We start from the raw sequence: 22,980 nt of genomic DNA, 5'->3' as shown, positions 1-22,980 counted from the left end.
TCCCCAGGAGATCCGTGCCATGGCCTTGTCCCGTTCCCGTTTTCTGTCGTGCCTGATGGCCGGCGCCGCTGTGCTTGCCTTGCCCTTGGCGCATGCCCAGGCCCAGTCCTACCCGGATCGCCCGATCAAGCTGGTCGTGCCCTTTGCGCCCGGCGGCGCCACCGACATCCTGGGCCGCCTGCTGGCCACATCGCTGGGAGAGCGTCTGGGCCAGCCCGTGGTGGTGGAAAACCGTCCCGGCGCGGGCACCGTGGTGGCGGGCGCGCTGGTGGCCAAGGCGCCGCCCGACGGCTACACGCTGCTGCTGGGCGCCAGCACCACGCTGACGCTGAACCCCATGATCCGCAACCCGCTGCCCTACGATCCGCTGCGCAGCTTCACGCCGCTGGGCCTGGTGGCCGACATGGGGCTGGTGCTGGTGGCGCACAACGAAACGCCTGCACGCACCCTGCCTGAACTCGTGGCCCTGGCCAAGGCCGATCCGGACAAGCTGTCCTACGGCTCCTTCGGCACGGGGTCGTCGGTGCACTTCGGTGGCGAAATGCTCAAGACCGCCACGGGCATGCGCATGGTGCACGTGCCCTTCAACGGCAGCTCGCCCAGCCTGACCGCGCTGATGGGCGGCCAGGTGCAGGTGGCCGTGGACACGGTGGTGGCTACTACGCCGCTGATCAAGGCCGGCAAGATCCGCCCCATCGCGGCCCTGGGCCCGCAGCGCCTGCCCCTGCTGCCCCAGGTGCCCACCGTGGCCGAAAGCGGCTACCCCGGCTTTGCCATGGACACCTGGTTTGCCTTCCTCGCACCGGCCGGCCTGCCCGCTCCCATCCAGAAGAAGCTGGAAAAGGCGCTGGCTGACACCATGGCCGAGCCGGCCATGAAGAAGAAGCTGGTGGACATCGGCCTGTCGCCCGCATGGGGTCCGGGCAGCGCGCTGCAGGAGCGCATCGAGCGCGAACTGCCGCAGATGCGCGCCGTGGCCGCCAGGGCCGACATCAAGGTGGATTGAACGCAGCTGCCTTCCGGGAGAGAGGGGGCAGAGATGGCGTCGTCCCCCTTGGGGGGCGCCGTGCAACGGTAAGGCGCGAAGCGACTCAGGGGACTTCTCATCGTGCAGGAAAGCTGCGGCAGGATTGGCGACAATGCAGGCTTCGCCTTTTCATCGCATCGACAACGAGAATCCTGCCCATGCAATTCGCCGACCGTCTGAACAACGTAGAAACCTCCGCCATCCGCGAGCTGTTCAAGCTGCTGGGCAAGCCCGGCATCATCAGCTTCGCGGGTGGTTTCCCGGACAGCGCCATGTTCGACGTGGCCGGCATCAGCGCCGCCTCCCAGGCAGCGCTGCAGCAGGAGCCGGGCGCCGCGCTGCAGTACGGCGCCACCGAGGGCTACCAGCCGCTGCGCGAGCAGATCGCCGCCTTCATGGCCGGCAAGGGCGTGCGTGAGCTGGCCCCCGAGCAACTGGTGGTCACCACGGGCAGCCAGCAGGCGCTGGACCTGCTGGGCAAGACCATGATCAACCCCGGCGACAAGGTCATCGTGGAAGGCCCGACCTTCCTGGCCACCATCCAGTGCTTTCGCCTGTACGGCGCGCAAGTCATCAGCGCGCCCATCGATGCCGAAGGCGCCCAGGTCGATGCGCTGGAAAAGCTCATTGCCGAGCACCGCCCCAAGCTGGTCTACCTGATTCCCACCTTCGGCAATCCCAGCGGCGCCATGCTGAGCCTGGAGCGCCGCAAGAAGGTGCTGGAGCTGGCCGTCAAGTACCAGACCCTGGTGGTGGAAGACGATCCCTACGGCGACCTGTATTTTGGCGAGGCGCCACCTCCCAGCCTGCTGGCCCTGTCCAGCCAGGTGCCCGGCAGCCGCGACTGGCTGGCCCATTGCGGCTCGCTGAGCAAGGTGCTCAGCCCCGGCCTGCGCATCGGCTGGCTGGTGGCCCCGCCCGAGCTGCTGGCCCGCGCCGTGATGTGCAAGCAGTTCAGCGACGCCCACACCAGCACCTTTGCCCAGGCCACGGCCGCGCAGTACCTGAAGTCCGGCGCCATGCCCGCCACGCTGGCCCATGTGCGCGAGGTCTATGCGCGCCGCGCCAAGGCCATGGGCGATGCGCTGCGCGAGCACCTCGGCGATGCCGTGGAATTCCTGCAGCCCCAGGGCGGCCTGTTCCTGTGGGTGCGCCTGACCGGCAAGGGCGGCGCGCTGGCCGATGCCGGCGAGCTGGCCAAGCGGGCCATCGCCCAGGGCGTGGCCTTTGTGCCGGGCGCGCCGTTCTTCGCGCAAAACCCCGATGCCACCAGCTTCCGCCTCTCGTTCGCCACGGCCGACGAGGACAAGATCCGCGAAGGCATCGCCCGCCTGGCCCAGGCGCTCAAGGCGTGAGCGTGGCTGGGGACAACGAGCGCAGCGGCGAACGCGACGAGGCCCAGGCCCTGCAGGCGCGCGTGATGGAGCTGGAGATCAAGGCCAGCTACACCGACGACCTGCTGGAGCAGCTGAACCTGACCATCTACCGCCAGCAGCAGCAGATCGACCGGCTCCTGGACGAGCTGCGCGACCTGCGCCGACGGGTGCCGGAGGGCGGGCCTGCCGGCGGTGCGACCCATCTGCGCGACGAGCTGCCCCCGCACTATTGAGTGCGCAGGGCTGCATGCGAATGCCCAGGCCAGGCCCTGCCTGGGCATCTTTTCATTCAAGCGGCTTGTTGGCCACGTGCTTCATCTTGCCCAGGAACAGGCGCAGGAAAAAGCCCGCCATGATCAGGATGAAGACGATGACGCCCAGGCTCATCAGCCCGTAGTCGGTGGAAAAGAGATCGATCATCAGCTTCACAAGTCCTCCTGTGGTTTGTAGGTATCGGTGGGGTCCCGATCCGACTATCGCCGTGGCATGGCGTGGAGGGCTTGTGATGGGTCAACGCGGCGGCGGGGCGGGTTTGCGGCAGCGCAAAGGAGCAAGCCCCTGCAAGTCCCTGCAAGCCCGGGCAAGCCCGGGAACTGGGCATGGGGTAGGAGTCGATCATCCAGGGCGAGCCAAGCCCATCACCCCCGCATGAACGGCAGGGGCACCTCCGCAGGAATCGGGCACGCATAGGGTCGGCCGCCGCGGCGCTCGAGCAGCTCCGCCTTGGCCTCGGCCATGCGCTCGGGCCGCTGCAGCAGGGCGATGGCGGTGGCCGCCATCACCTGGGCGGCGCGCACCATGCCGGCGTGGGCCAGGCCGGACTGGCCTTGCGAGACCATCTGCCAGGAGTGCAGCGGCGTGCCGAAGGCGTAGCAGGCCACCCAGGCCTGGACGGTGGGCGTGATCCAGCTCACATCGGCCACGTCGGTGGAGCCGAACAGGGTGTCCTCCACGGCAGGATCGTAGGGCGCCAGGCCTTCGAACACGGCCGGCACCTTGCCGCGCAGCACGCTGGCCAGCGGGCGGCTGACCTGGTCCACGTCATTGCTGTCCAGCGTGGCCTGGAAGTCGCCGGCCAGGCTGTGCAGTCCGGGGTCCACGCGCAGCGGGCCCAGGGCCTGCATCTGTTCGTACATGACCTGGTTCAGCGTGCGGTTCTGCAGCAGGTTGGAGCAGGCCTTGTCGAAGACGATCTCCAGCCGGCAATCCGTCATCAGCGCGGCGCCGCGCGCCACGTTCTGCACGCGCTCGTAGAGTGCGGTCGCCTCGTGGTTGCGTGCGGCCCTCACCAGGTACAGCACCTCGGCGCGCGCCTGCACCACGTTGGGCGACAGGCCGCCCGAGTCGGTGATGGCGTAGTGCACGCGCGCATCGGTGGGCATGTGCTCGCGCAGGTAGTTCACGCCCACGTTCATCAGCTCCACGGCGTCGAGCGCGCTGCGGCCCAGGTGGGGGGAGTGCGCGGCATGCGAGGCCTTGCCGTGGAAGACGAACTTCGCCTGGATATTGGCCAGCGTGCTCTGGCTGAACACGCCGGAGAAGCTGGCCGGGTGCCAGGTCAGCGCCGTGTCCACATCGTCGAAGACCCCGGCGCGCGCCATGAAGGTCTTGCCCGATCCGCCTTCCTCGGCCGGGCAGCCGTAGTAGCGCACGCGCGCCTTGGCGCCGCTGCGGCGCAGGTGCTCCTGCAGCGCGATGGCCGCGAAATGTGCCGAGGTGCCCAGCAGGTGGTGGCCGCAGCCGTGGCCGGCCAGGCCCGGGCTGTCGGTGGAGGGCGTGCAGACCAGGGCGCCGCTTTGCTGGTTCAGGCCCGACAGTGCGTCGTACTCGCCCAGGAACGCCAGCACCGGGCCCTCGTCGCCCCATTCGGCCAGAAAGGCGGTGGGAATGCCGGCCAGGGCGCGTGTGATGCGAAACCCGGCCTGCTCCAGCGCATCGATGTGCAGCTGGGCCGAAGCCGTCTCGGCATAGCGCAGCTCGGCCAGCGACCAGATGCTGTCGGCCAGGGCCGCCATGCGCGCGGACTGCTGCTGGAAGAAATCCTGGAGATGATCGACCGCGCTCATTCCGGCTTCACTCCTGCCTTGTCCAGCAGCGCCTTGTTGCGCTGCAGTTCGCTGGCGATCTGGGCAGGGAAGCGGCCCTGGTCCATCTCGGTGACCGATGCGCCCAGCAGCTTCAGGTGCTTTTGCACCTCGGGCAGGCGCACGGCCTTCGTGGACGCTTCCTGCAACTGCCGGACGATGGCGGGCGGCGTGCCGGCCGGCACGACCAGGCCGAACCAGCTGATGCCCAGCTCGTTGAGCTGCGCATAGCCCAGCTCCTTGAAGGTGGGTACATCGGGCAGATCGGGCGAGCGGCTGTCGCCCGACAGTGCCACGGGGATGAGCTTGCCACCCTTGATCTGGGGCATGGCCGAAGGCAGCTGATCGGTCATCACCTGCACCATGCCCGCCAGGGCGTCGTTGAGCGCCGGGCCGTTGCCGCGATAGGGCACGATCTGGATCTGGGTCTTCATGGTCTCGTTGAAGGACGCCACCATCAGATGGCCCAGCGTGCCCAGGCCCGGCACGCCCGCACTGTAGGCGCCGGGCTGGGCGCGCAGCCTGGCCAGGAACCCCGCGAAATCCTTGACGCCCATCTTGGGATGGACCATGTAGACCGATGGCATGGTCACCAGGTTGGCCACGGGCAGGAGCCTGCCTTCCAGCCTGGCGGCGCGCATGTACAGCGAGGGGTTGATGGTGGCCGTGCTCACCGTGGCCATGCCGATGGTGTATCCGTCTGGCGCGGCCTGGGCAATGCTTTCGGTACCGATCAGGCCGCCCGCGCCGGCCTTGTTGTCCACCACCACGGGCTGGCCCAGCGTGCTGCGCAGGCCTTCGGCGATCACGCGCGCAACGATGTCGGTGGAGCCGCCGGCCGCAAAGGGCACGATGAGCTTGACGGGCTTGCTCGGATAGGCGTCGGCCGCATGGGCCGTGCGGGCCAGGGTGAGGCCGCACAGCGCGGCGCAAAGGCCCGCGCCCAGGGAAAGCAGGGTGCGGCGCGGCAGGTGAGAGAGAGGCTGTAAGAGGGGCTTGGCTTGCATGGCATGGACTCCATCGACGGGGAGGGAGCCGCAGCCTGGGCCGTGCCGGCTCCCGATGCAGGCGACTATAGAAATCCTGCCGCCCGCGTAGGCCACGGTATTTGTGCCAAGCTATAAGCCGTTCCGATAGCTTGCCCTTCGCCGCCTGTGGCGTGCCAGGGCCTGCCTGGGGAAAACACCGAGATTCCCATGAGCCACGATTTTGACGACCGCGAAGGCCTGGACGATGCGGCCACGCCCCAGGGCCGGCTGCTGTTCTCGCGCCTGACCAAGCATGTGCGCCTGCGCCAGCTGCAGCTGCTGGTGGCGCTGCAGCAATGCGGCTCGGTGGTGCAGGCCGCCGCCACGCTGCACATGAGCCAGTCGGCCGCCACCCAGGCGCTGGCCGAGATGGAGCGCGTGCTGGACATCCGCCTGTTCGAGCGCCATGCGCGCGGCATACGCCCCACGCTGGCCGGCCAGACCCTGGTGGACACGGTGCGCGGCGTGCTGGCCGCGCTGGAGGAGGTGGCGGAATCGCTGGCCGCCATTCGCCGGGGCGCCGCGGCCGCGCTGCGCCTGGGCGCCATTCCGGCGGCAGCCCTGGCCATTCTTTCGCCCCTGCTGGCGCGGTTCTATGCCGAACACCCCGAGGTGCATGTCGATGTGCACGAAGACGCCAGTACCCGGCTGCTGTCCCAGCTGCTGGGCGGCGGGCTGGACGCGGTGTTCTGCCGCGAGCCGGCGCTGCTGCCCGGCCCCTTCGTCTTCGAGCCGCTGCTGGCCGACACGGCCGTGGTGGTGGCCGCACGCTCGCATGCACTGGCCGGGCGCCGTGGCGTGCCGCTGCAGGCCTTGACCGGCGCGCGCTGGGTGCTGCCCACGGCCAACATCGCCGTGCGCGGGATTTTCGAGGCCGAGGTGCTCCAGGCGCTGCCCGATGCGCCCTGGTTTCCCGTCTCCACCGTTTCCCTGCCGATACTGGAGGGCCTGTTGAGCCAGCCCGGCGCCGTGGCCCTGGTGCCGCTGAGCATTGCGCCGGGCCTGCAGACCCATGCGCGCGTGTGCCGGCTCGACGTGCAGCTGACGGGCCGGCTGGCGCCGCTGGGCGTGGTCCGCCGCCGCGACCGGGCGCCCGCCCTGCTGGACCAGATGCTTTCGCTGTGCGCGCAGGTTCTGCCGGCACCCCCGGCGCGCTGAAAGCGGGCGGCATGGCTTCTTGCGGCCCCGGTTGCGGCCACAATACTGTCCGCGCGAAAACACGGCAGCATGGCCGCACCAGACAACAGAAAGCACGCAGAGGACCGCATGATCAATTGGTCGCTAGACGCCGATACCGTCACCCACAGCATCCAGCTGGCGCTGGCGCCGGTGTTCTTCCTGACGGCCGTGGCCGGCATGATAGGCGCCGTTGCCGGGCGGCTGGCCCGCATCATCGACCGCGCGCGCAAGCTGGAGGAACTGCTGCGCACGCCGCAGGAGGAGGAATTCATCGCGCGCAGCCTGACCGAGCTGCACTTTCTGCGCAAGCGCGGCCGGCTGGCCAATGTCTGCATAGGGCTGCTGACCGTCTGCGGCTTTTGCATCGGCCTGACCATTGCCCTGCTGTTCCTGGGCGAGGCCTACGGCATCAACGGCCATGGCTATGCGGTGCTGGGCTTTCTGTTCGGCGTGCTGATGTTTCTCTCGGCCCTGGCCTGCTTTCTCTGGGAAACCATCATGGCCACCAGCCTGCTGGACTTCCACACCCTGACCCGCGTGCGCGCGGCCGTGCGCACCATACAGCGGCCGGAACCTGCCGGACCCGGGGCGCCGGCCCCCAGCCCTGGGCGGGGCAGCGAACCCTGAGCGCGGCTGCCGGGCCACGCTGCGCAGCTGCTACCAGCAATCGCGTGCAGGCAGGGTGCCATTGCGGACCCCACCCACGCCCAGGTGGTCGTAGGTGAAGGTATGGCATTTGTCGCTGAGCTGGCTTCGCAGCGGTGAGGCAATGAGGGTGTAGCTCGATGCGGCGGGGTCAGGACTCAGCGACAGTTCGTAGAAACCGTCGGGAGATCGGCTGGCATAGACGCCGGTGCCCCCCAGCGTCGCACCCTCGTAGGTCAGGTTGGCGGAAAAGTACTTCTCCATGGCGCCTGCGGCCTCCAGCAAGGCGCGCCTGCCATCGGTGCGGCGGGACTTGCGCAGGTATTCGGCATAGCTGGGATAGGCGATGGCCGACAGGATGCCGATCACGGCCACCACCACCATCAGCTCGATCAGGGTGAAGCCGCGTGCCACCCGGCGGCGGCGGTCGGGTGTCGGGAACGGGTTGTTCTGCCTTCTCATGCTCAGTCCAGGCCCAGCGGATGGATGTCGGCCGGTGTGTCCTCGCGCCAGGAGATGCGCCTGTTGCTCAGTGATCCCTTGCTTTCGGCCAGCGACTGCAGGCCAGCGGTGCTGTTCATGACCTTGGTTTCCTGCTTGCCGTTGCTCAGGATGGCGGGCTGCGAGCTGATGCCGTCCAGCCGCGTGCCCCCGGTGGCGCGGTCGTTGTCGCCGTAGCGGTCGCTGCCGTCCACCGTACCGTCGCCGTTGATGTCGAACAGGCCGTCGGCATACTTCTCCGCGCCCTGGCCGTCCAGCGAGAGTTCCATCAGCCAGCTATGGCCGCCTGCCGTACACATCTGCGTGCTGGGCACGGCCGTGGTGAAGATGATGCGGTCGCGGCGCAGCATGGGATGGGTGATCAAGCGCTCGCCCGCGTCGGCCAGCGGCATGAGCCAGTTCCTGTTGCCGGGGCGGCCGTCGGAGATCAGCCGCAGGGACATCTGCGTGGTGCGGCCATCGCCGTTGGCAGCGCCGGCGTCGACACTGGTGACCTTCAGCACGCTGTGGCTTGCGGAGGAGCCCCCGGTGCCTTCGTCCAGCAGGCTGAAGAAGTACTGGGATGCGGAGGCCGGGGCCGCAGCGTCATGGTCGCCGACCTCGAAGCTCTTGCCCGTGCCGTACAGCAGCTGCACGTGGGATTGCAGCGTGCCGTGGCTGATCTTGGCCTCAGGCCGCGTGGTGATGGGCTGCCCGTGGAAGCTGCCGCCCCAGGGGGTGGTCATCGGTGCAGGAGTGCCGTTGACCGACGGCACGATCCCGCCCCCGTCCCCGCTCGCGGCCATGAGGTCGAAGCGCCACATGTTGCCCTGCAGGTCTCCCGCATAGACGCGGTCCACCAGCCCGTCGTCGTCCAGGTCCACGGCGGCCGGCGTGCTCAGGCCATTGGGCCACCTGCGCTGGCTGTCTTGCACGCCTCGGCGAGTGTCCCATTTACTGTGCAGCGCGCCGGTCTCCAGGTTGAGGGCGTACAGCACGGCATTGCCGCTGGTGCTGGCCGCGCCGTCCGCCTCCACATTGTTGTAGCCGTTGCCGAACAGGGCCATCCAGCCTGCCCGGGTCCTGGCGATGGAAGGCTGTGCGAAGCTGTAGCCCATGTCTCCATCGAAACCGGCGGCCAGGTTGCTGCCCGGTGCGCGCCGGTCGCGGTCGCCGAACTCCCACAGCACGGTGTTCGCAGCGGTGGCTTCGGTGATCGCATCGGGGTCGGTGATGTCCAGCGCGTACACGCCCTGGCCGCCTGCGCCCAGTCCCCCCACGAGGATGGTCCGCCACCGGCCGCCGATGAAGGCATCGGCCACCATGGGCGAGCCGTCCACGTAGAAGCGGTGGCGGTAGCCCGGCTCGGACAGCTGGCGCAGTTGGGGGATCACGGTCGAGGGGACATAGGCGAAGCGCTCCTGGCCCGTGTCCGCGTCGAAGGCATGCAGCATGCCGTCGTTGGCTCCCACGTAGACCATTTTGCGGCGGTTGGCCCGTGCCTTGCGGAACTCGCGGTAGGAGGCCTCGGAGTAGGGCATCTCGGGCGCGCCCACATACACCGGGGCCGAGTTGACGATGTCGCCCAGCAGGCTGGTGCGCCTGCGCAGGGGTCCACGGGGCGCTTCCTGCGCCTGGCTGCCCCGCAGGTAGGCCAGCACGTCGCGCGATCCGATCTGGCCCTGCTGCTCAGGGTTCAGCGCATCCCAGGCAAAGGCCACGCCTTTGCGCGTATCGGGTCGGTAGCTGAGGATGGTGCGCGCCCCAGGAATGCGGGCTTCCCACTGCGCCTGTTCGGTCACCGTGCTGCCTCCGATGCGGTGCGCCGACAGCGTGCCGCTCCAGTCGCGGGGGTCGAAGCGGGCCTGGTAGATCCTGGTGCTGCTGGACACGTTGGTGGAGTTGGCCGCCACGGCGGCCGTGCTGGAGGAGCGGGCGGCGATGTCGGCGAAGATCGCCTGCAGGGCGGTATCGAGGGTCGCGGGGTCGTTGGCCGCGAAGGCGCGCTCCGTGCCCCCGGCGGCGGCCACCTCGTTCAATTGCTCGGGATTGGTGCCGAAAGGCAGGGCGAATCCGATGACGAAGGTCTCCACGTTGGCCTCTTGCCTGAGGCGCCGCGCGGCCTCTGCCGTCTGGCGCAGGCCGGCCGCCATGTCCTGGATGATGGTGCCGTCGGGCCGGGTCGAGGGCAGGCCGTCGGTGAGCAGCACCACAAAGTTGCGGCCGCAGGACTGGGGCAGCGGATAGCAGGCGGGCACATAGCCTTCTGCCGCATCGCGCCAACTGCCCCCCTCGCCCTGGAAGTAGTCGAACGCCGTCAGCAGCGTGCCCTCCAGCGGCGTACTGCCCGCGTTCTGCAGGGGCAGGGCGGGATTGGTCGGCCCGTTGACCTCAAACTGCGAGGTGGCCAGCTTGCGATCCAGCGCGGCCCTGTGGGCGCCGTCCAGCGGCCGGATGGGCTGGTGCAGGAAGCCGCGGCCTGGAAAGCGGCGGGAACCGTCATTGTTGCGCCACCCGTTGCTGAACCAGGCCAAGCCTATGGGCGTGAGGAATATCTGCCTGCCGAAGTCGAAGATGCCCTGGGCGAAGTCGGAGTCGGTGGCCTCGAAAGGTCCCTCGAACCAGAAGTCGTCATAGCCCGCAATGACGGTGTTGTCGGTACCTATCTTGCTGCGGAAGCAGGCATAGCGGTCCCAGGGGCCATCGGGTGTCTCGGTTGTGCGGAAGCCGTCGGGATTGGCGGGCGTGGCCGCGGCGTTGGCTGTGGCGGAAAAGCAGTGGGCGGCCGTGTTGCCGAGGCCGTACATCGGCAAGGCCACGTTGAAGTGGATGAAGCGCCCAGGGTCGTTGGGGTTGGGGAGGCGGAAGCGCTTGTTGTCGGGGCTGGCGCGCGGGCCTTCCCAGTCCCGGTTCCAGTGCCTGGGGTTGTAGCTGACGTCGTACAGCGAGTTGCCCAGGCTGGTGATGTCAACGTGGTCGTTCTGCTGGTAGGCCATCAGGCCCAAGTTCATGCGCCCCTGGTGGCGTTCAATGATGGTGCGGGCCGCGGTGCGGGCGATTTCGGACTTGCTGTTCGCACTGGCGCTGCCCACGGCCCAGCCGTTGGGTGCCTCGTCCATGCTGTTGGAGTTGTCCATGATGAGCAGCACGTTGGGCGTGGCGTTCTGCGTGGCCATCAGGGGCACCTGTGAGATGTTCAGGGGCACGGGGCGCGCCGGTTGCTGCGCGCGGGGGCCGGCCATGCAGGCGAGCAGCAGCATCGCCACTGCCGCCGGCAAGAGGGGGTGCTGGGCTGGCTTTTGCAGAGGGAGTTTGCGCATGGTCTTTCCTTCAATTGATGTACATGCTTTGCAGCACCACCCGCGAGGCCGGACTGCCATCGGCGCGCCGGGCCGCTCCCATGCCGATGGCCGTCACGCGAAAGACGGGAGGGCGGCCCTGGTCGGCGCCATAGCCCTGCACCACCACGCTTTGCGCAGGGGTCTCCAGCCGCTCGATGAGGTAGCGCGGTGTCGGGGCTCCCTGGGGGCCGGGGGCGGTCTGCCCGGTGTGCGTGCCCAGCGCCACGCCCAGCGTGTCCTGGGCAATGAGCGCCACGGACCACGAGCTGCCGTCTTCCCTGGGCAGGCACAGGCCCGCTGTGCAGGCATCGTCAAAGGCCTCCAGGGCCGGGTTGCGGGTGGTGATGTCCTGCTCCCCGTCGCGCAGCGCGGCCTCGGCGGCCTGGAAGGCGATGTGCCAGTCGTTGCGGTTGCCCGTGGACCGGCCCTGCAGCAGGCCCATGTTCATGGCGGCCAGCGACAGCATCACCAGGGCCATCATGATGATCATGGTGGTGATGAGCGCTAGGCCGCCCTGTGTCCGTATTTGTTTCCGTGTCCTTGCCATGCTCATTCCACCCGGTTTCGCAGCGTGAAGACCGCGCTGAATTCACGGTACAGCCGCCGGTCGGCGGCGGTGGCGCGCCGGGGGGCGCCGTTGCTGTCGCGATAGAAGGTGTAGCTCTGGGGTGCGTGCAGCAGCGCACCCATGCCAGGCGCGGAGGCCATGAGAAGGCGCACTTCCACGGCGCGCACGGCAGGAGGCGGTGGTGGCGGAGTCGGACCCGGCGTCGTCGCTCTGCCGGCCAGGCCGGAGCCGGTGTTGTTCCATACGCTGTTGCCCGGCGCCTCTTGCTGCACGGCGGCCGAGGGCTGGCCGTGTATGGACTCGATCTTGAGATCCACGGCCCCTTCGGCCAGCATGCGGCAGCTCAGGTCGTTGGCTTTGCCTTGCCCGGGCATGGGATCGATCTGGCTGCTGGAGCAGTGGATGAGGCCGGTGGCGCTGCCGTTCTTGAGCCGCCCGATGAAGAACAGGTCATTGACTGCGGGCAGCACGCGTGCGTCGCGCTTGAGGAGCGTCAGGCCGCAGGCGCCCCGGTCCGGGGAGAAACCGGAAATTCCCGATCCGGGCGGGGGCTGGATGCAGGTATCCAGGAGCGCCCGGCGGGAAATGTAGGTCTGCGAGCAATCGGTCGCGACGACCACATCGTTGTCGCTCAGTTGCTGGCTGCTCTTGTGCGTGCCCGTGCCCGCTGTCCTGAGCACGTCCGACCGGGCGCTGGCCTGGGCGGGGACATCTTCCGCGAAACTGGTCCAGGCATCCTGTGCCTGTCCGCGCCGGATGCCTATGGGGTCCAGCAGGTTCCAGTGGGGCCCGAGCCTTTCGGGCTCGGCGATGAAGGGGGGAACCTTGGTCAGGGCCGTGCTGCAGCCCGTGAAGCCCGCATTGCGCACCGCCTGGCCCATAACGCCAAAGCTCAGGCGTGCATCGCTTTGCATGCGCGCCAGTGCATTTTCATGGCGCAGCAGGCCTCTTGCGTTCACATACAGTCCCACCAAGGCGGCCAGGAGAAACAGGGCGATGACCACCGCCACCATGAGTTCCACCAGGGTCAGGCCCTGTTGCGGGCCTTGCTGCGGGCCACGGGATGCCAGCCGATCTCTCATGGGATGACCTCGATGCTGTGTTCTTCGGGGTTTCCATCCCCGCTGCGGGAATGGCTCCAGGTCACGGTGATGAGGGTCTTGCCTTGGGCCGTCTTGACGCTGCCCTGGCCCTGGGCCAGGGCGTTGCCCAGGTCCCTTTGCCACAGGCACAGCCTGTACTGGGCATGGGCCTTGTCGTCGCCGCCTTCGCCAGGGTCGCTGCAGGATCTGGGCGCGGTGCCGCCACCGCCGTCGAAGTCGCCTGCCAGTGCGCCCCGGCGGTTGGCGCGCAGGCGTTCCACCATCTCGGCGGCCTTTTGCACGGCCGCCGTGCGCTGGTAGGAGGCATTGAGGTCGCCCAGGTTCTGATAGAGCCCCTTGAGGGTGCCCAGCAGGCCGGCGGAAATGACCACCAGGGTGACCATGACCTCCACCAGCGTGAAGCCTGCCTGCGATGCGGCAGCTGCGGAGGGGGTGGGAGCGGGGTGTGGATCCTTCCTGTCCATGCGAAGTCCTCGCTTGTGTTCAGAGGCCGGAAGCGGCGCCGGCGCAGTCCACGGCTTGCGGCTTGCTGCTGCCAGAGGCGCGGGGCAACGGGTCGCGCGGTGCCAGGTCCTGCAGGCCACCGGCATACATGGCGATATGGCGGGCGGGCAGGTGCCGGGCGCGACTCGGGCAGGCCGTGAAGGTCACGTCGGGGTTGCAGGGGTAGGCCACGCGGTGGACCTGCTCGGCGCCCGGTGCGCCCCGGCGGGCCGTGGGCCAGCAGATCTGCCCGTCCGGAAGCGCGTGTACGGCGTGGCCCGCCGATTTCATGCCCTGGCCGCCCGTCGGATACCAGGCGAAGAGATCCACGCTGCGCACGCTGGGAAACACCCTGAGGACCTGGTCGTCCTCGTCGATCACGCGGGGGGTGCTGCCGTCGCTGAAGGCGATCAGCTCGCCGGACCAATCCTGGAGCCCCTGATAGGGACCACTGCCGATGGCGGTGTCGCTGCAGGCCTTGCGGTCCGCGCTGGCAGGGCAGATGGTGATGCGCTGGTTGCGTCGTCCCGCCTCGTGCTGGGCCATGCGCAGGGCCGCGGACAGGCGCATCAGTGCGGACTCCTGCTGGCTGGTCTGCACCATGTCGTTCATGTTGGGGGCGGCAATGGCCAGCAGGATGACCACCACAGCCAGGGTCACCATGATCTCCACCAGGGTGAAGCCCTGGTGGCGCCCTGCGGGCGGCGCAGGCATGCCGCCGGCTTCGCGGCGCCGCTGGCATGCCGCATGCGCAATGAATGGAATGCGCAAATGAAAAGCGAAGGAGTACTCCTGCATTGCCTGTCCCGTGTATTCGTTCCTGTGTATTCCTGTGGTGGTCATAGGCGAATCCTGAATATCCGGCAATGGAGGCATTGCCGGAGATGCCGATTTCCTGGATATGGCAAGTGTTTCGAGGCGCGTCTATTGCCTGCGTGATTTTCAAAAAGAGTGGCAGCTTTATGAAATTGCCTTGAGGCCCGCGAATTCTCTAGGCTCACTGCAAATGATGTCAAGGCTTTTCAGAAAATCTGAGTCCTTCTTTTTGCCCCCCGGGACGCTTGTATCTGCCTTATGGGAATGCTCCTATTTGATTTCTAGGATTGTTCCTGTTTGCATTTTCCTGGCGTGCGCGGGATTATCTTCTGACGCCTGTATTTCAGCGGATTCAATGAATGGAAGACCTGTTTGTTTCCGGTATTGCGATGATCCCGGGCCGGCAAAAACGCATTGGCCGGGGATGTGGATTCGACGGAGTGGGCGAGGCGGGGAAAGAGGGGCCGTCAATGGCCCCCTCACTCCATCGGGTCAAGACAGGCGGCTGCCGCCTGGATCACGCAGTCCGTCAGCCGCTGCAGGCTGGCCTGCGCATTGCGCGCATGGGCCCAGTACATGGGAATGTCCAGATCGTTGCCGGGCAGCAGCTCCACCAGGCTGCCTTCGGCCAGTTGCGCGCCGATCATCAGCGGCGGGTGCATGCCCCAGCCCATGCCCAGCTCGCAGGCCCGCGTATAGCCCTGGTTGGACGGCAGAAAGTGGCGCGGCGTGCTGCGCCGGCCTTCCGCGCCCAGGCGCTGCAGCCACTGGTCCTGCAGGCTGTCCTTGCGGCCATAGCTCATCATGGGCGTGCGTGCCATGGCCTCGGGCGTGATGCCGTCCTTGAGGTAGCGGCGGATGAAATCGGGACTGGCGGCCGCCACGTAGCGCATGCGTCCCAGCGGCCAGGTGTTGCAGCCCGGAATGGCCGAGGACGTGGCCGTGACGGCGGCCAGCACCTCGCCCTCGCGGATGCGCTTGGCCGTGTGGTCCTGGTCGTCGATGCTGATGTCCAGCAGCTCGTTGCCGTCGCGCGTGAAGGCGGACATGGCGTCCATGAACCAGGTGGACAGCGAGTCGGCATTGACGGCCAGCTTGAGCGTGGGCAGGGCCGTCTGGCCCTCGGGCACCAGTTCGGGGTTCTTGCGGCGCAGGTCGTTTTCCAGCAGGGCGACCTGCTCCACATGCAGGCACAGGCGGCGGCCTGCCTCCGTGCCTGAACAGGGCTGGCCGCGCAGCACCAGCACCTGGCCCACGCGCTCTTCCAGCAGCTTGATGCGCTGGGAGACGGCCGAGGGCGTGACGTGCAGCTTGCGCGCCGCGCGTTCGAAGCTGCCTTCGCGCACCACGGCTGCCAGGGCTTCGAGTCCGGCGTAGTCGAGCATTTAGATATTCTTCATTTGATTGAGTAAATGTAATTTTACTTAACCATTTGCGAGCCAGACAATCCCTGCCCATGTGGACTGCAAATGTTTCTTCTTCCTGGCTGGCGGGCTTCACGGTCTGCCTGTCGCTCATCGTCTCCATCGGAGCCCAGAACCTGTATGTGCTGCGCCAGGCCGTGCACGGCCAGCATGTACGCGCCTGCGTGGCATGGTGCGTGGTCAGCGACGTGGTGCTCATCGGCCTGGGCGTGGCGGGCATGGCCCGGCTGCTGGGCGACAACCCCGACCTGGCCCGCTACCTGACGCTGGGCGGCGCCCTGTTCCTGCTGGCCTATGGGCTGATCGCGCTGTGGCGCATGGCCATGGCGCCCGATGCGCAACTGGCGGCATCGGGCGGGCAACTGGCCCCGCGTGGCCTGCTGGGCGTGGTCTCCACGCTGGCCGTGATCACCCTGTTCAACCCCCATGTCTATCTGGACACGGTGCTGCTCATGGGCTCCATCGGCGCGCGCCAGGAAGGCGTGCTCAAGTGGGTCTATGTGGTGGGCGCCGCATCGGCCAGCCTGTCGTGGTTCGTGGCGCTGGCCTTTGCGGGCCGCCGCATGAAGCGCCTGTTCGAGAAGCCGCAGGCCTGGCGCATTCTCGATGGCCTCACGGGCGTGATGATGCTGGCGCTGGCCTGGTGGGTGGCTGGCAGCGCGTTGGCACCGGCAGTTGGCTGACGGCGCAGATCAGTCTGCGGCCGGGGCTTGTTCGCCGGGCGCCCAGGTGCCCACGGCCTCGATGAGGTTCCAGCTGTTGCATTCGATGCAGTAGTGGCCCGTGGCGCCGGTCTTCTGGCTGGTCGCCTCGATGACGACCTTGTGGCCATGGCGCTGGGCCTCGGACAAGGGCTGGATCTTGTCGTAGTTGTATTGCTCGGCCAGGTCGCCCCTGAAGGAAATGGTGATGCGCTCGCGCTTGGGATAGTAGTCACGCTCGTACTTGTCGAGGGTGCGTGTGGCGACGAGGCGGGCCATGCTGTCCGGTGAAGGTGCGCTCAAAGCAGTCTCCTGGTGTATGTCTAGGTTGTGTCAACTTGTTTCATTGTCGGGCTTGTGTTCTGCCATCGGCAACTGCAGCCCGGTCTTGATGCGTTCCAGAGCGATCGAGGTGGTGTAGCGCCGGATGTTGTCGTCTCCGGAGAACAGCCGCGCCGCCAGCGCCTGGTACTCCTGCATATCGGCAGCCGTGACGATCAATGAATAGTCGGCTTCCCCGGTCACGTAGTAGCACTGCTGCACGGCGGGCTCGCGCGCCACGCGCGCGCGAAAGGCCAGGGACAGGTCCGGGCGCTCGTTGGCCAGCTGCACGTTGATGAGCACGGTGAGCGGGCGCCCCGTGCGCACGGGATCGATCACGGCCACGTTGGCCGTGATCACACCCAGCTCCTGCAGGCGCCGTATGCGCCGCTGCACGGCCGGTGCCGAAAGGTGTACCTGCTCGGCAATGAGGCGCTGCGGCGTGAGGTTGTCGCGCTGGAGCACGTCGAGGATGGCGCGGTCAAAAGTATCGAGTGCGATGGCGGGCATGGGGGAGGGGCGGAAAACGGGTGCGGGGCGGTCGGAAAGAGCGAATATTGCGCGAAGAGGCCCCAAAACGAGCCTTTTGCAACGCTGGCCTGCAATATCGTACGGGCCATGACAACAAACACCACATGGAACCGCGCCTGGCCCCTGCTGGCCGTGCTGGGCTCGGTCACGGCACTGGGCGTGGGCACTTCACTGGCCAAGCAGCTTTTTCCGGTGCTGGGCGCCCAGGGCACTTCGGCATTGCGCGTGGGCTTTGCCGCGCTGATCCTGGTGGCCATCTGGCGGCCCTGGCGCTGGACGCTGGCCCGCCCCCAGGCCTGGGCGCTGCTGCGTTTCGGCGTGGCGCTGGGCGCCATGAACCTGCTGTTCTACATGGCGCTGCGCACCATTCCCTTTGGCCTGGCCGTGGCCATCGAATTCTCCGGTCCGCTGGCCGTGGCCATCTACCACTCGCGCCGGCCGGTGGACTTTGTCTGGCTGGCGCTGGCCGTGGCGGGGCTGGCCCTGATTTTGCCGATAGGGGGCGCCGGCGCGGGCGGATTGGTGCTGGAGCCCGTGGGCATTGCCTGCGCCGTGGGCGCTGCCATCTGCTGGGCGCTGTACATCCTGCTGGGCCAGCGGCTGGGCAGCATTCCCAGCGGCCAGGCCGTGTCGCTGGGCCTGGTGTTCGCTGCCATGGTGGTGGTGCCCTTCGGCGTGGCCGAGGCGGGGGCCAAGCTGCTGCAGCCATCCATACTTCTTTTCGGGTTGATGGTTGCGGCCATCTCCAGCGCCTTGCCCTACACGCTGGAGATGATGGCCCTGCGCCGCCTGCCGCCCGCCACCTTCGGCATCGCGCTTGCAACTGAGCCCGCGATAGCCGCCCTCATGGGCATGCTGCTGCTGCATGAGCAACTGGTGGGAACGCAGTGGCTGGCCATTGCCTGCATCATGGGCGCGGCCATGGGCAGCGCCATCACGCGGCCGGCTGCTGCGGCCAAGGCGCCGGCGGAGGTGGCCTCCGCAGGCTGAGGCAGGGAATGCCAGCCACAAAAAAAGCGCTGCCCCGGCAGCGCTTTTTTTTCGCGGCGGTCGCAGCCGGCAAGGCTGCGGCCACCTCGCATTCAGAACGCGGGAACGACGGCGCCCTTGTACTTCTCGACGATGAACTTCTTCACATCAGGCGTGTGCAGTGCGTTCATCAGCTTGGCGATGTTGGGATCGTTGGCGCGGTCCTGGCGCGACACCACGATGTTGGTGTAGGGCGAGTCGGCACCTTCGATGAACAGCGCATCCTTGGTGGGATTGAGCTTGGCCTCGATGGCGTAGTTGGTGTTGATCAGCGCCAGGTCCACATCGCCCAGTGCGCGCGGCAGCAGCGGGGCTTCGAGTTCCTTGAACTTGAGCTTCTTGGGGTTCTTGGCCACATCCAGCGGCGTGGGCGTCAGGCTCTTGGGGTCCTTGAGCTCGATCAGGCCCTGCTTGGCCAGCAGGATCAGGGCGCGGCCGCCGTTGGAGGGGTCGTTGGGGATGGCAATGGTGGCGCCGTCCTTCAGATCCTTGACGTTCTTGATCTTCTGCGAGTAGCCGCCGAAGGGCTCCACATGGACCTTGCCATTGGGCACGGCCACCAGCGAGGTCTTGCGGTCCTTGTTGTAGCTGTCCAGGTAGGGCTGGTGCTGGAAGAAGTTCACGTCCAGCTGCTTGTCCTCGACGGCCGCATTGGGCTGCACGTAGTCGCTGAATTCCTTGATCTGCAGATCGATGCCCTGGGCCTTCAGCGCGGGCTTGATGTGATTGAGGATTTCTGCATGCGGCACGGCCGTGGCACCGACCTTGAGCACGTCGGCGGCCTGGGCTGTCAGTGCCAGCGTGGCAATCGCGATTGCGGAGAGGGCTTTCTTCAACATGACCGGAGGACTTTCTTCAACGGGTTGCGATAAAACGCCGCCGGCCCGGGAGAACGGCTCCGCGTCGGGCTTGGCGGCAGGCAGGCGCATAGTCTAGTGCTGCGCCAGGGGCCGCGTTGAACATTTTTGATATTTGGTTATAAGGCTGTGGTTTTTTATGCGGATTCTTGCGATGGCGCAGCGCGTACCATCGCCGCCATGGACTCCGAAATGCTGCAAAAGCTGGTGCAGGTGCAAATGCCCTATGGCAAGTACAAGGGCCGGCTGATCGCCGATCTTCCCGGCAACTATCTGAACTGGTTCGCACGCGAGGGCTTTCCCAAGGGAGAGCTGGGCCAACTGCTGGCGCTGATGCAGGAGCTGGACCACAACGGCCTGTCGCACCTGCTGCAGCCGCTGCGCGACGGGCGGCGCTGAAGCGCAAGGCCCCTGAGCCGGGCCCTGGCCCGGCACAGGCTCAGGGCGGAAAGCCTTCCACGGTATCCCGCAACTGAACGAGCACGGCCTCCAGTTGCGGCAGAGGCACCGAACCCAGTCCCAGGCGCAGCGCATGCGGGGCATGGGGTGTCGTTGCGTAGGCGTGGGCCTGCGATACGGCGATGCCGCACTGGGCCAGCGCCGTGGCCACCCGGTCCATCCTCAGCTCCCCGGGCAGGCGCAGCCAGAGGAAGAGCGAGCAGGGGTGGGCCAGCATCTGCATTCCTGCCAGCGCCTTGCGCGCAATCGCCTGCCGGCGCCGTGCCTCCTGCCGCATGCGTTGTTCCTGCTGCCGCACGGAGCCGCTGGCCATCCAGCGCGTGGCCATGGCCGTGACCAGGCCCGGCATGCTCCAGTGGCTGGCGCGCACCACGGCCTTGACGCGGCCTGCCCATGCCTGGGGCACCACCATGAAGCCGAAGCGCAACCCGCTGGCCACGCTTTTCGAGAGGCTGGAGACGTGAATGCAGCGCTCTGGCGCCAGCGTTGCGAGGGCTGCGGGCGCCTTGCCTGCCAGAAAGGCATAGGCAGCATCCTCGATCAGCAGGCAATCGTGGCGCCTTGCGATCTCCACCAGGCGCTGGCGCTGCGCCAGCGGCATCACCCATCCCAGGGGGTTGTGCAGCGTGGGCATGGCATGGATGGCGCGTATGCGCCGGCGTGCGCACAGCCGCTCCAATGCATCGAGGTCGGGACCCTCGTCAAGGGCAGGGACCGGCTGTAGGTCCAGGTCCTGGAGCTCGGCCAGCATCCTGAAGCCCGGGTAGGTCAGCGCGTCCACGGCCACCGCATCGCCGGGCCGCAGCAGCGCACGCACGGCAATGTCCAGTCCTTGCTGCGCGCCGTTGACCAGGAAGATGCGTTCCGGCTCGGCAGCCAGGCCGCGTTCGCGGGCAAGGAAGTCGGCCACGATGCGCCGCTCGTGCAGCCGGCCGCCGGGCGGCTGCTGGTGCATGAGCGCAGCCAGGTCGCCCGAAGCAGCCAGCTCGCGCAGCATGGAGCGCAACAGCCCGGCCTGCCCCGGCCAGGTGGGATGGTTGAAGGACAGGTCGGCCGTGTCCGAACTCAGGCGGGATTCGTCGCTGCCATCCCATTCGCGCTGCTGCGGCCGATCCCGCACAAAGGTGCCGCGCCCGGTTTCGCCGATGACCAGGCCGAGGGAGGCCAGCCGCGCATACACCTTGCTGGCGGATGCCACGGCCATGCCATGGCGGGCCGCGAGGTCGCGGTGCGTGGGCATCAGCGTGCCGGGAGCGAGCCGGCCGGCGCGGATGTCTTCGGCCAGCCGTTCAGTCAGCAGAGCAACGCGAGAGGCAGCCATGGAGTGTAGTTAGGACAATTTTTTGATTGTTCCAGTCTAGGTCATCACACTGGCGAGACGGGCATTCCCGGGCCTTGCCCTCCCGCTCCAGACAGGAAATCCATGCATCTTCCCCGCACTTATCTCCCCGTGCTCGACTATCTGCAGCGGCAGATCGAAGGGCGGCTTGCCGCAGACGAGGCCACGCACATGCGCTATCCGACCGCGATCTCGCAGATGCTGGGGTTTCGCATAGTGGCCGTCGGCGAAGCCATGGCCGTCGTGGAGTTCGACGCCGATGCGCAGCGCCATGGCAACCAGCAGGGCACGGTCCATGGCGGGATGCTGTGCGAACTGGCCGATGCTGCCATAGGCACGGCGCATTCCACTTTGATGGAGCCAGGCCAGAGTTTCACCAGCATCGACCTGAAGGCGGCCTTCCTGCGCCCGGTCTGGCGCTCCAGGCTGTGCGCGCGGGCGTGGGCCGAGCACCGTGGGCGCACGATCAGCCACTACCGCTGTGAAATCGAGCGTGATGATGGCAAGGCCGTTGCGAGCATCGCCAGCGCCGTGTTGACGCTGCGTGGAGAGCATGCGCAAGGCCGTTGAAGCAGCCGCTGGACAAAACAGAAAGGCCGCGACAGGCGCGGCCTTTTGCAAGGAGCAGGCGGTTTACTTGGCGGCGGCGCGGGCGGCTTCTGCCTTGGCCTTGGCTTCATCGGCCTTGCGCTGCAGCTCGGCTGCCTCGGTTTCGGCGGCCTTGGCCTTGGCTTCGGCCTCCTTGGCGGCAGCGTCCTTTTCAGGGGTCATGGCGCCGGCCAGCGCATTGCCGGCCATGGAGCCGGCGACGGCGCCCACGGCGGCGGCGCCCAGCGTGCCCATCATGCCCGGGCCTGCAGCACCTGCAGTGGCAGGTGCCGCTGCCGGAGCGGCGGCTGCGGCGGGCGCGGCCGGCGTTGCTGGCGTGGCAGGAGCTGCCGGGCTGGCAGGCGTTGCCGCCTTGCTGGCGGTGGGCGCCGCAGGCGCTGCGGGCTGGGCAGGGGCCTTGCCGATCGACGCCGGGCGCACGGACTTGCCGCCGCTGCCCATGCGCTTGGCCTGGGCCAGCGTGGGCACGGTCAGCGAGGCAATGGCCAGGGCGATCACGGAGGCAGTGGTGCGGAACGAAGTCTTCACGAAGGTTTTTCCAATCATGGTGGTCATGTGCACGGTCGGCGCAGGCGGGCCTGCGCCGGTCGGAGCGCCACAGGTCGCCCGTCTGCGGGCAGGCCTGCGGCCTTGGGTGTCACATGGGGATGGGGCAGGAGATTCCAAGCACCGGCATGCGGATACGCCGGTGTGCAGCCTGCTGTTGTAGGAGAGCCACCGGCGCTGAGGCGGTGGCCTATGGGGCTGCGTCAAGCATTGTAGAAAAGACCGGGGCCTGCCGGAAAAGCAAGCCCACAAAACATTCTCAGCTATTGATTGCGGAGCAGTGCAGCGGCCTGCGCCAGCCCCCGCCGCCGGTTTTCAGCGCAGCACTTCCAGCAGGCGGTCCAGGCCGCCTTCGGTGATGGAGACCTTGGCCTCGTTGCGCACGCGCGGCTTGGCGTGGTAGGCCACGGACAGGCCTGCGACCTGCATCATGGGAATGTCGTTGCTGCCGTCGCCCACGGCGATGCACTGGTCGGGGCGAATGCCCAGCAGCGAGGCGACTTCCAGCAGCGTGCGGCGCTTTTCGGCGCCGTCGCAGATGTCGCCCCAAGGCTGCTCGATCAGGCCGCCGGTCAGCGCGCCATCGCGCATCTCCAGCACGTTGGCACGCACGAAGTCGATGCCCAGCATGCCGCGCACGTGCTCGGCAAAGTAGGTGAAGCCGCCCGAGACCAGCAGCACCTTCAGGCCTGCAGCCTGGGCTGCGCGCACCAGGGTTTCGGCGCCTGGGGAGAGCTTCAGGCGCTCGGCCAGCACGCGGGCCATGTCGGCCTCGGTCACGCCGACGAGCTTGCCCACGCGCTGGCGCAGGCTGTCCTTGAAGTCGGTGATCTCGCCGCGCATGGTGGCTTCGGTGATGGCCGCGACCTCGGCCTTCTTGCCGGTGGCGTCGGCGATCTCGTCGATGCATTCGATGGTGATCAGCGTCGAGTCCATGTCGAACGCGATGAGCTTGTAGTCGGCCAGCTTCAGTGGCGGCTGGATGCCGCGGATCAGCAGTCCGGGCGCGAATTCGGTGACATCGGTCATGGGTG

The 22,980-nt window shown here is 67.6% G+C and carries 25 protein-coding genes; 9 read left to right on the top strand and 16 right to left on the bottom strand.

Translation table 11 applies throughout. The features are described 5' to 3' along the window. The first annotated feature begins 19 nt into the window (after positions 1-19). The 3 genes from PO605_RS08960 (at position 20) to PO605_RS08950 (ending at position 2,636) form a co-directional block, all read left to right on the top strand. Positions 20-1,006, top strand: coding sequence for a Bug family tripartite tricarboxylate transporter substrate binding protein (locus PO605_RS08960; RefSeq protein WP_272206301.1), 987 nt, complete (start codon positions 20-22; stop codon positions 1,004-1,006). A 179-nt stretch (positions 1,007-1,185) separates the two neighbouring features. Beyond that, complete coding sequence (locus PO605_RS08955) at positions 1,186-2,382, top strand: aminotransferase-like domain-containing protein (RefSeq protein ID WP_016445250.1); 1,197 nt, start codon at positions 1,186-1,188, stop codon at positions 2,380-2,382. Continuing rightward, positions 2,379-2,636, top strand: a complete 258-nt coding sequence (locus tag PO605_RS08950) for a SlyX family protein (RefSeq protein ID WP_016445251.1) — start codon at positions 2,379-2,381, stop codon at positions 2,634-2,636. The genes PO605_RS08955 and PO605_RS08950 overlap by 4 nt, the downstream gene beginning before the upstream one ends. Positions 2,637-2,688: 52 nt before the next feature. On the opposite strand, the gene PO605_RS08945 is transcribed toward PO605_RS08950, so the two are convergent. The 3 genes from PO605_RS08945 to PO605_RS08935 form a co-directional block, all read right to left on the bottom strand. Continuing rightward, the gene (locus tag PO605_RS08945) at positions 2,689-2,823 is read right to left on the bottom strand and encodes a DUF3149 domain-containing protein (RefSeq protein ID WP_016445252.1); all 135 of its coding nucleotides are present in this window, start codon (positions 2,821-2,823) and stop codon (positions 2,689-2,691) included. A 218-nt stretch (positions 2,824-3,041) separates the two neighbouring features. Continuing rightward, on the bottom strand, positions 3,042-4,469 hold the full coding sequence (locus PO605_RS08940; RefSeq protein WP_047472521.1) for a M20 family metallopeptidase: 1,428 nt from the start codon (positions 4,467-4,469) through the stop codon (positions 3,042-3,044). Beyond that, the gene (locus PO605_RS08935) at positions 4,466-5,494 is read right to left on the bottom strand and encodes a tripartite tricarboxylate transporter substrate binding protein BugE (protein ID WP_047472520.1); all 1,029 of its coding nucleotides are present in this window, start codon (positions 5,492-5,494) and stop codon (positions 4,466-4,468) included. The genes PO605_RS08940 and PO605_RS08935 overlap by 4 nt, the downstream gene beginning before the upstream one ends. Positions 5,495-5,683: 189 nt before the next feature. On the opposite strand from PO605_RS08935, the gene PO605_RS08930 reads away from it, so the two are divergent. Next, complete coding sequence (locus PO605_RS08930) at positions 5,684-6,673, top strand: LysR family transcriptional regulator (RefSeq protein WP_016453034.1); 990 nt, start codon at positions 5,684-5,686, stop codon at positions 6,671-6,673. 108 nt (positions 6,674-6,781) lie between these two features. Continuing rightward, a complete protein-coding gene (locus tag PO605_RS08925; RefSeq protein WP_052195848.1) occupies positions 6,782-7,321 on the top strand; it encodes a DUF2721 domain-containing protein in 540 nt (179 codons plus the stop codon). Positions 7,322-7,351: 30 nt separating this feature from the next. Here PO605_RS08925 and PO605_RS08920 read toward each other — a convergent pair whose 3' ends face one another. From PO605_RS08920 to PO605_RS08890, 7 genes are all read right to left on the bottom strand, one after another. Continuing rightward, the gene (locus tag PO605_RS08920; protein WP_047473680.1) at positions 7,352-7,801 is read right to left on the bottom strand and encodes a type IV pilin protein; all 450 of its coding nucleotides are present in this window, start codon (positions 7,799-7,801) and stop codon (positions 7,352-7,354) included. 2 nt (positions 7,802-7,803) lie between these two features. Next, positions 7,804-11,139, bottom strand: a complete 3,336-nt coding sequence (locus PO605_RS08915; RefSeq protein WP_156136112.1) for a PilC/PilY family type IV pilus protein — start codon at positions 11,137-11,139, stop codon at positions 7,804-7,806. Positions 11,140-11,149: 10 nt separating this feature from the next. Continuing rightward, positions 11,150-11,707, bottom strand: a complete 558-nt coding sequence (locus tag PO605_RS08910; RefSeq protein ID WP_269431535.1) for a pilus assembly PilX family protein — start codon at positions 11,705-11,707, stop codon at positions 11,150-11,152. A gap of 2 nt (positions 11,708-11,709) precedes the next feature. Then, positions 11,710-12,810, bottom strand: a complete 1,101-nt coding sequence (locus PO605_RS08905) for a PilW family protein (RefSeq protein ID WP_272206300.1) — start codon at positions 12,808-12,810, stop codon at positions 11,710-11,712. Then, positions 12,807-13,295, bottom strand: coding sequence for a type IV pilus modification protein PilV (pilV, locus tag PO605_RS08900; protein ID WP_052195851.1), 489 nt, complete (start codon positions 13,293-13,295; stop codon positions 12,807-12,809). The genes PO605_RS08905 and pilV overlap by 4 nt, the downstream gene beginning before the upstream one ends. A gap of 19 nt (positions 13,296-13,314) precedes the next feature. After that, complete coding sequence (locus tag PO605_RS08895; RefSeq protein WP_197065173.1) at positions 13,315-14,157, bottom strand: GspH/FimT family pseudopilin; 843 nt, start codon at positions 14,155-14,157, stop codon at positions 13,315-13,317. Between the two features lie 452 nt (positions 14,158-14,609). Next, positions 14,610-15,515, bottom strand: coding sequence for an HTH-type transcriptional regulator ArgP (locus PO605_RS08890; RefSeq protein ID WP_017404434.1), 906 nt, complete (start codon positions 15,513-15,515; stop codon positions 14,610-14,612). Positions 15,516-15,586: 71 nt separating this feature from the next. Between PO605_RS08890 and PO605_RS08885 the strand changes: the two genes are divergently transcribed. Continuing rightward, complete coding sequence (locus PO605_RS08885) at positions 15,587-16,237, top strand: LysE/ArgO family amino acid transporter (protein ID WP_047473682.1); 651 nt, start codon at positions 15,587-15,589, stop codon at positions 16,235-16,237. A 9-nt stretch (positions 16,238-16,246) separates the two neighbouring features. On the opposite strand, the gene PO605_RS08880 is transcribed toward PO605_RS08885, so the two are convergent. Together PO605_RS08880 and PO605_RS08875 are read right to left on the bottom strand one after the other, a co-directional pair. After that, positions 16,247-16,558, bottom strand: coding sequence for a hypothetical protein (locus tag PO605_RS08880; protein ID WP_047473683.1), 312 nt, complete (start codon positions 16,556-16,558; stop codon positions 16,247-16,249). A gap of 30 nt (positions 16,559-16,588) precedes the next feature. Further along, positions 16,589-17,086 (bottom strand): Lrp/AsnC family transcriptional regulator, encoded by a 498-nt coding sequence (locus tag PO605_RS08875; RefSeq protein ID WP_047473684.1) that lies wholly within the window; start codon positions 17,084-17,086, stop codon positions 16,589-16,591. A gap of 108 nt (positions 17,087-17,194) precedes the next feature. On the opposite strand from PO605_RS08875, the gene PO605_RS08870 reads away from it, so the two are divergent. Continuing rightward, entirely contained in the window at positions 17,195-18,097 is a 903-nt protein-coding gene (locus PO605_RS08870) for an EamA family transporter (protein WP_047473685.1), read from the top strand. Positions 18,098-18,189: 92 nt separating this feature from the next. On the opposite strand, the gene PO605_RS08865 is transcribed toward PO605_RS08870, so the two are convergent. Beyond that, complete coding sequence (locus tag PO605_RS08865) at positions 18,190-18,975, bottom strand: MetQ/NlpA family ABC transporter substrate-binding protein (RefSeq protein WP_017404430.1); 786 nt, start codon at positions 18,973-18,975, stop codon at positions 18,190-18,192. A 198-nt stretch (positions 18,976-19,173) separates the two neighbouring features. On the opposite strand from PO605_RS08865, the gene PO605_RS08860 reads away from it, so the two are divergent. Beyond that, on the top strand, positions 19,174-19,392 hold the full coding sequence (locus PO605_RS08860; RefSeq protein ID WP_017404429.1) for a DUF3820 family protein: 219 nt from the start codon (positions 19,174-19,176) through the stop codon (positions 19,390-19,392). Positions 19,393-19,432: 40 nt separating this feature from the next. Here PO605_RS08860 and PO605_RS08855 read toward each other — a convergent pair whose 3' ends face one another. Further along, a complete protein-coding gene (locus PO605_RS08855) occupies positions 19,433-20,773 on the bottom strand; it encodes an aminotransferase-like domain-containing protein (RefSeq protein WP_016453031.1) in 1,341 nt (446 codons plus the stop codon). 102 nt (positions 20,774-20,875) lie between these two features. Here PO605_RS08855 and PO605_RS08850 point away from each other — a divergent pair, with 102 nt between their 5' ends. Continuing rightward, a complete protein-coding gene (locus PO605_RS08850) occupies positions 20,876-21,361 on the top strand; it encodes a PaaI family thioesterase (RefSeq protein WP_047473686.1) in 486 nt (161 codons plus the stop codon). A gap of 63 nt (positions 21,362-21,424) precedes the next feature. Here PO605_RS08850 and PO605_RS08845 read toward each other — a convergent pair whose 3' ends face one another. Both PO605_RS08845 and serB read right to left on the bottom strand, forming a co-directional pair. Then, positions 21,425-21,955 carry a hypothetical protein gene (locus tag PO605_RS08845; RefSeq protein ID WP_016453029.1) on the bottom strand — a complete coding sequence of 177 codons (531 nt, stop codon included), beginning with the start codon at positions 21,953-21,955 and terminating at the stop codon, positions 21,425-21,427. Between the two features lie 306 nt (positions 21,956-22,261). Next, positions 22,262-22,975: a phosphoserine phosphatase SerB gene (gene serB, locus PO605_RS08840; RefSeq protein ID WP_016445267.1), complete on the bottom strand. Its 714-nt coding sequence runs from the start codon at positions 22,973-22,975 to the stop codon at positions 22,262-22,264. Between the last annotated feature and the right edge of the window lie 5 nt (positions 22,976-22,980).

This window comes from Delftia sp. DT-2 (assembly GCF_028401915.1).
Taxonomy (GTDB): Bacteria; Pseudomonadota; Gammaproteobacteria; order Burkholderiales; family Burkholderiaceae_C; genus Comamonas; species Comamonas tsuruhatensis.
This window is presented reverse-complemented; position numbering and strand designations above follow the sequence as displayed.

Excerpts from the sequence above, each read along its gene's own strand:
- PO605_RS08910 (WP_269431535.1), bottom strand. The coding sequence starts at position 11,707 with ATGGCAAGGACACGGAAACAAATACGGACACAGGGCGGCCTAGCGCTC.
- PO605_RS08930 (WP_016453034.1), top strand. The coding sequence starts at position 5,684 with ATGAGCCACGATTTTGACGACCGCGAAGGCCTGGACGATGCGGCCACG.
- PO605_RS08955 (WP_016445250.1), top strand. The coding sequence starts at position 1,186 with ATGCAATTCGCCGACCGTCTGAACAACGTAGAAACCTCCGCCATCCGC.
- PO605_RS08875 (WP_047473684.1), bottom strand. The coding sequence starts at position 17,086 with ATGCCCGCCATCGCACTCGATACTTTTGACCGCGCCATCCTCGACGTG.
- pilV (WP_052195851.1), bottom strand. The coding sequence starts at position 13,295 with ATGGACAGGAAGGATCCACACCCCGCTCCCACCCCCTCCGCAGCTGCC.
- PO605_RS08935 (WP_047472520.1), bottom strand. The coding sequence starts at position 5,494 with ATGCAAGCCAAGCCCCTCTTACAGCCTCTCTCTCACCTGCCGCGCCGC.
- PO605_RS08920 (WP_047473680.1), bottom strand. The coding sequence starts at position 7,801 with ATGAGAAGGCAGAACAACCCGTTCCCGACACCCGACCGCCGCCGCCGG.
- PO605_RS08870 (WP_047473685.1), top strand. The coding sequence starts at position 17,195 with ATGACAACAAACACCACATGGAACCGCGCCTGGCCCCTGCTGGCCGTG.
- PO605_RS08885 (WP_047473682.1), top strand. The coding sequence starts at position 15,587 with ATGTGGACTGCAAATGTTTCTTCTTCCTGGCTGGCGGGCTTCACGGTC.
- serB (WP_016445267.1), bottom strand. The coding sequence starts at position 22,975 with ATGACCGATGTCACCGAATTCGCGCCCGGACTGCTGATCCGCGGCATC.
- PO605_RS08845 (WP_016453029.1), bottom strand. The coding sequence starts at position 21,955 with ATGACCACCATGATTGGAAAAACCTTCGTGAAGACTTCGTTCCGCACC.
- PO605_RS08855 (WP_016453031.1), bottom strand. The coding sequence starts at position 20,773 with ATGGCTGCCTCTCGCGTTGCTCTGCTGACTGAACGGCTGGCCGAAGAC.
- PO605_RS08890 (WP_017404434.1), bottom strand. The coding sequence starts at position 15,515 with ATGCTCGACTACGCCGGACTCGAAGCCCTGGCAGCCGTGGTGCGCGAA.
- PO605_RS08960 (WP_272206301.1), top strand. The coding sequence starts at position 20 with ATGGCCTTGTCCCGTTCCCGTTTTCTGTCGTGCCTGATGGCCGGCGCC.
- PO605_RS08895 (WP_197065173.1), bottom strand. The coding sequence starts at position 14,157 with ATGACCACCACAGGAATACACAGGAACGAATACACGGGACAGGCAATG.
- PO605_RS08860 (WP_017404429.1), top strand. The coding sequence starts at position 19,174 with ATGGACTCCGAAATGCTGCAAAAGCTGGTGCAGGTGCAAATGCCCTAT.
- PO605_RS08850 (WP_047473686.1), top strand. The coding sequence starts at position 20,876 with ATGCATCTTCCCCGCACTTATCTCCCCGTGCTCGACTATCTGCAGCGG.
- PO605_RS08915 (WP_156136112.1), bottom strand. The coding sequence starts at position 11,139 with ATGCGCAAACTCCCTCTGCAAAAGCCAGCCCAGCACCCCCTCTTGCCG.
- PO605_RS08865 (WP_017404430.1), bottom strand. The coding sequence starts at position 18,975 with ATGTTGAAGAAAGCCCTCTCCGCAATCGCGATTGCCACGCTGGCACTG.
- PO605_RS08940 (WP_047472521.1), bottom strand. The coding sequence starts at position 4,469 with ATGAGCGCGGTCGATCATCTCCAGGATTTCTTCCAGCAGCAGTCCGCG.
- PO605_RS08905 (WP_272206300.1), bottom strand. The coding sequence starts at position 12,810 with ATGAGAGATCGGCTGGCATCCCGTGGCCCGCAGCAAGGCCCGCAACAG.
- PO605_RS08945 (WP_016445252.1), bottom strand. The coding sequence starts at position 2,823 with ATGATCGATCTCTTTTCCACCGACTACGGGCTGATGAGCCTGGGCGTC.
- PO605_RS08925 (WP_052195848.1), top strand. The coding sequence starts at position 6,782 with ATGATCAATTGGTCGCTAGACGCCGATACCGTCACCCACAGCATCCAG.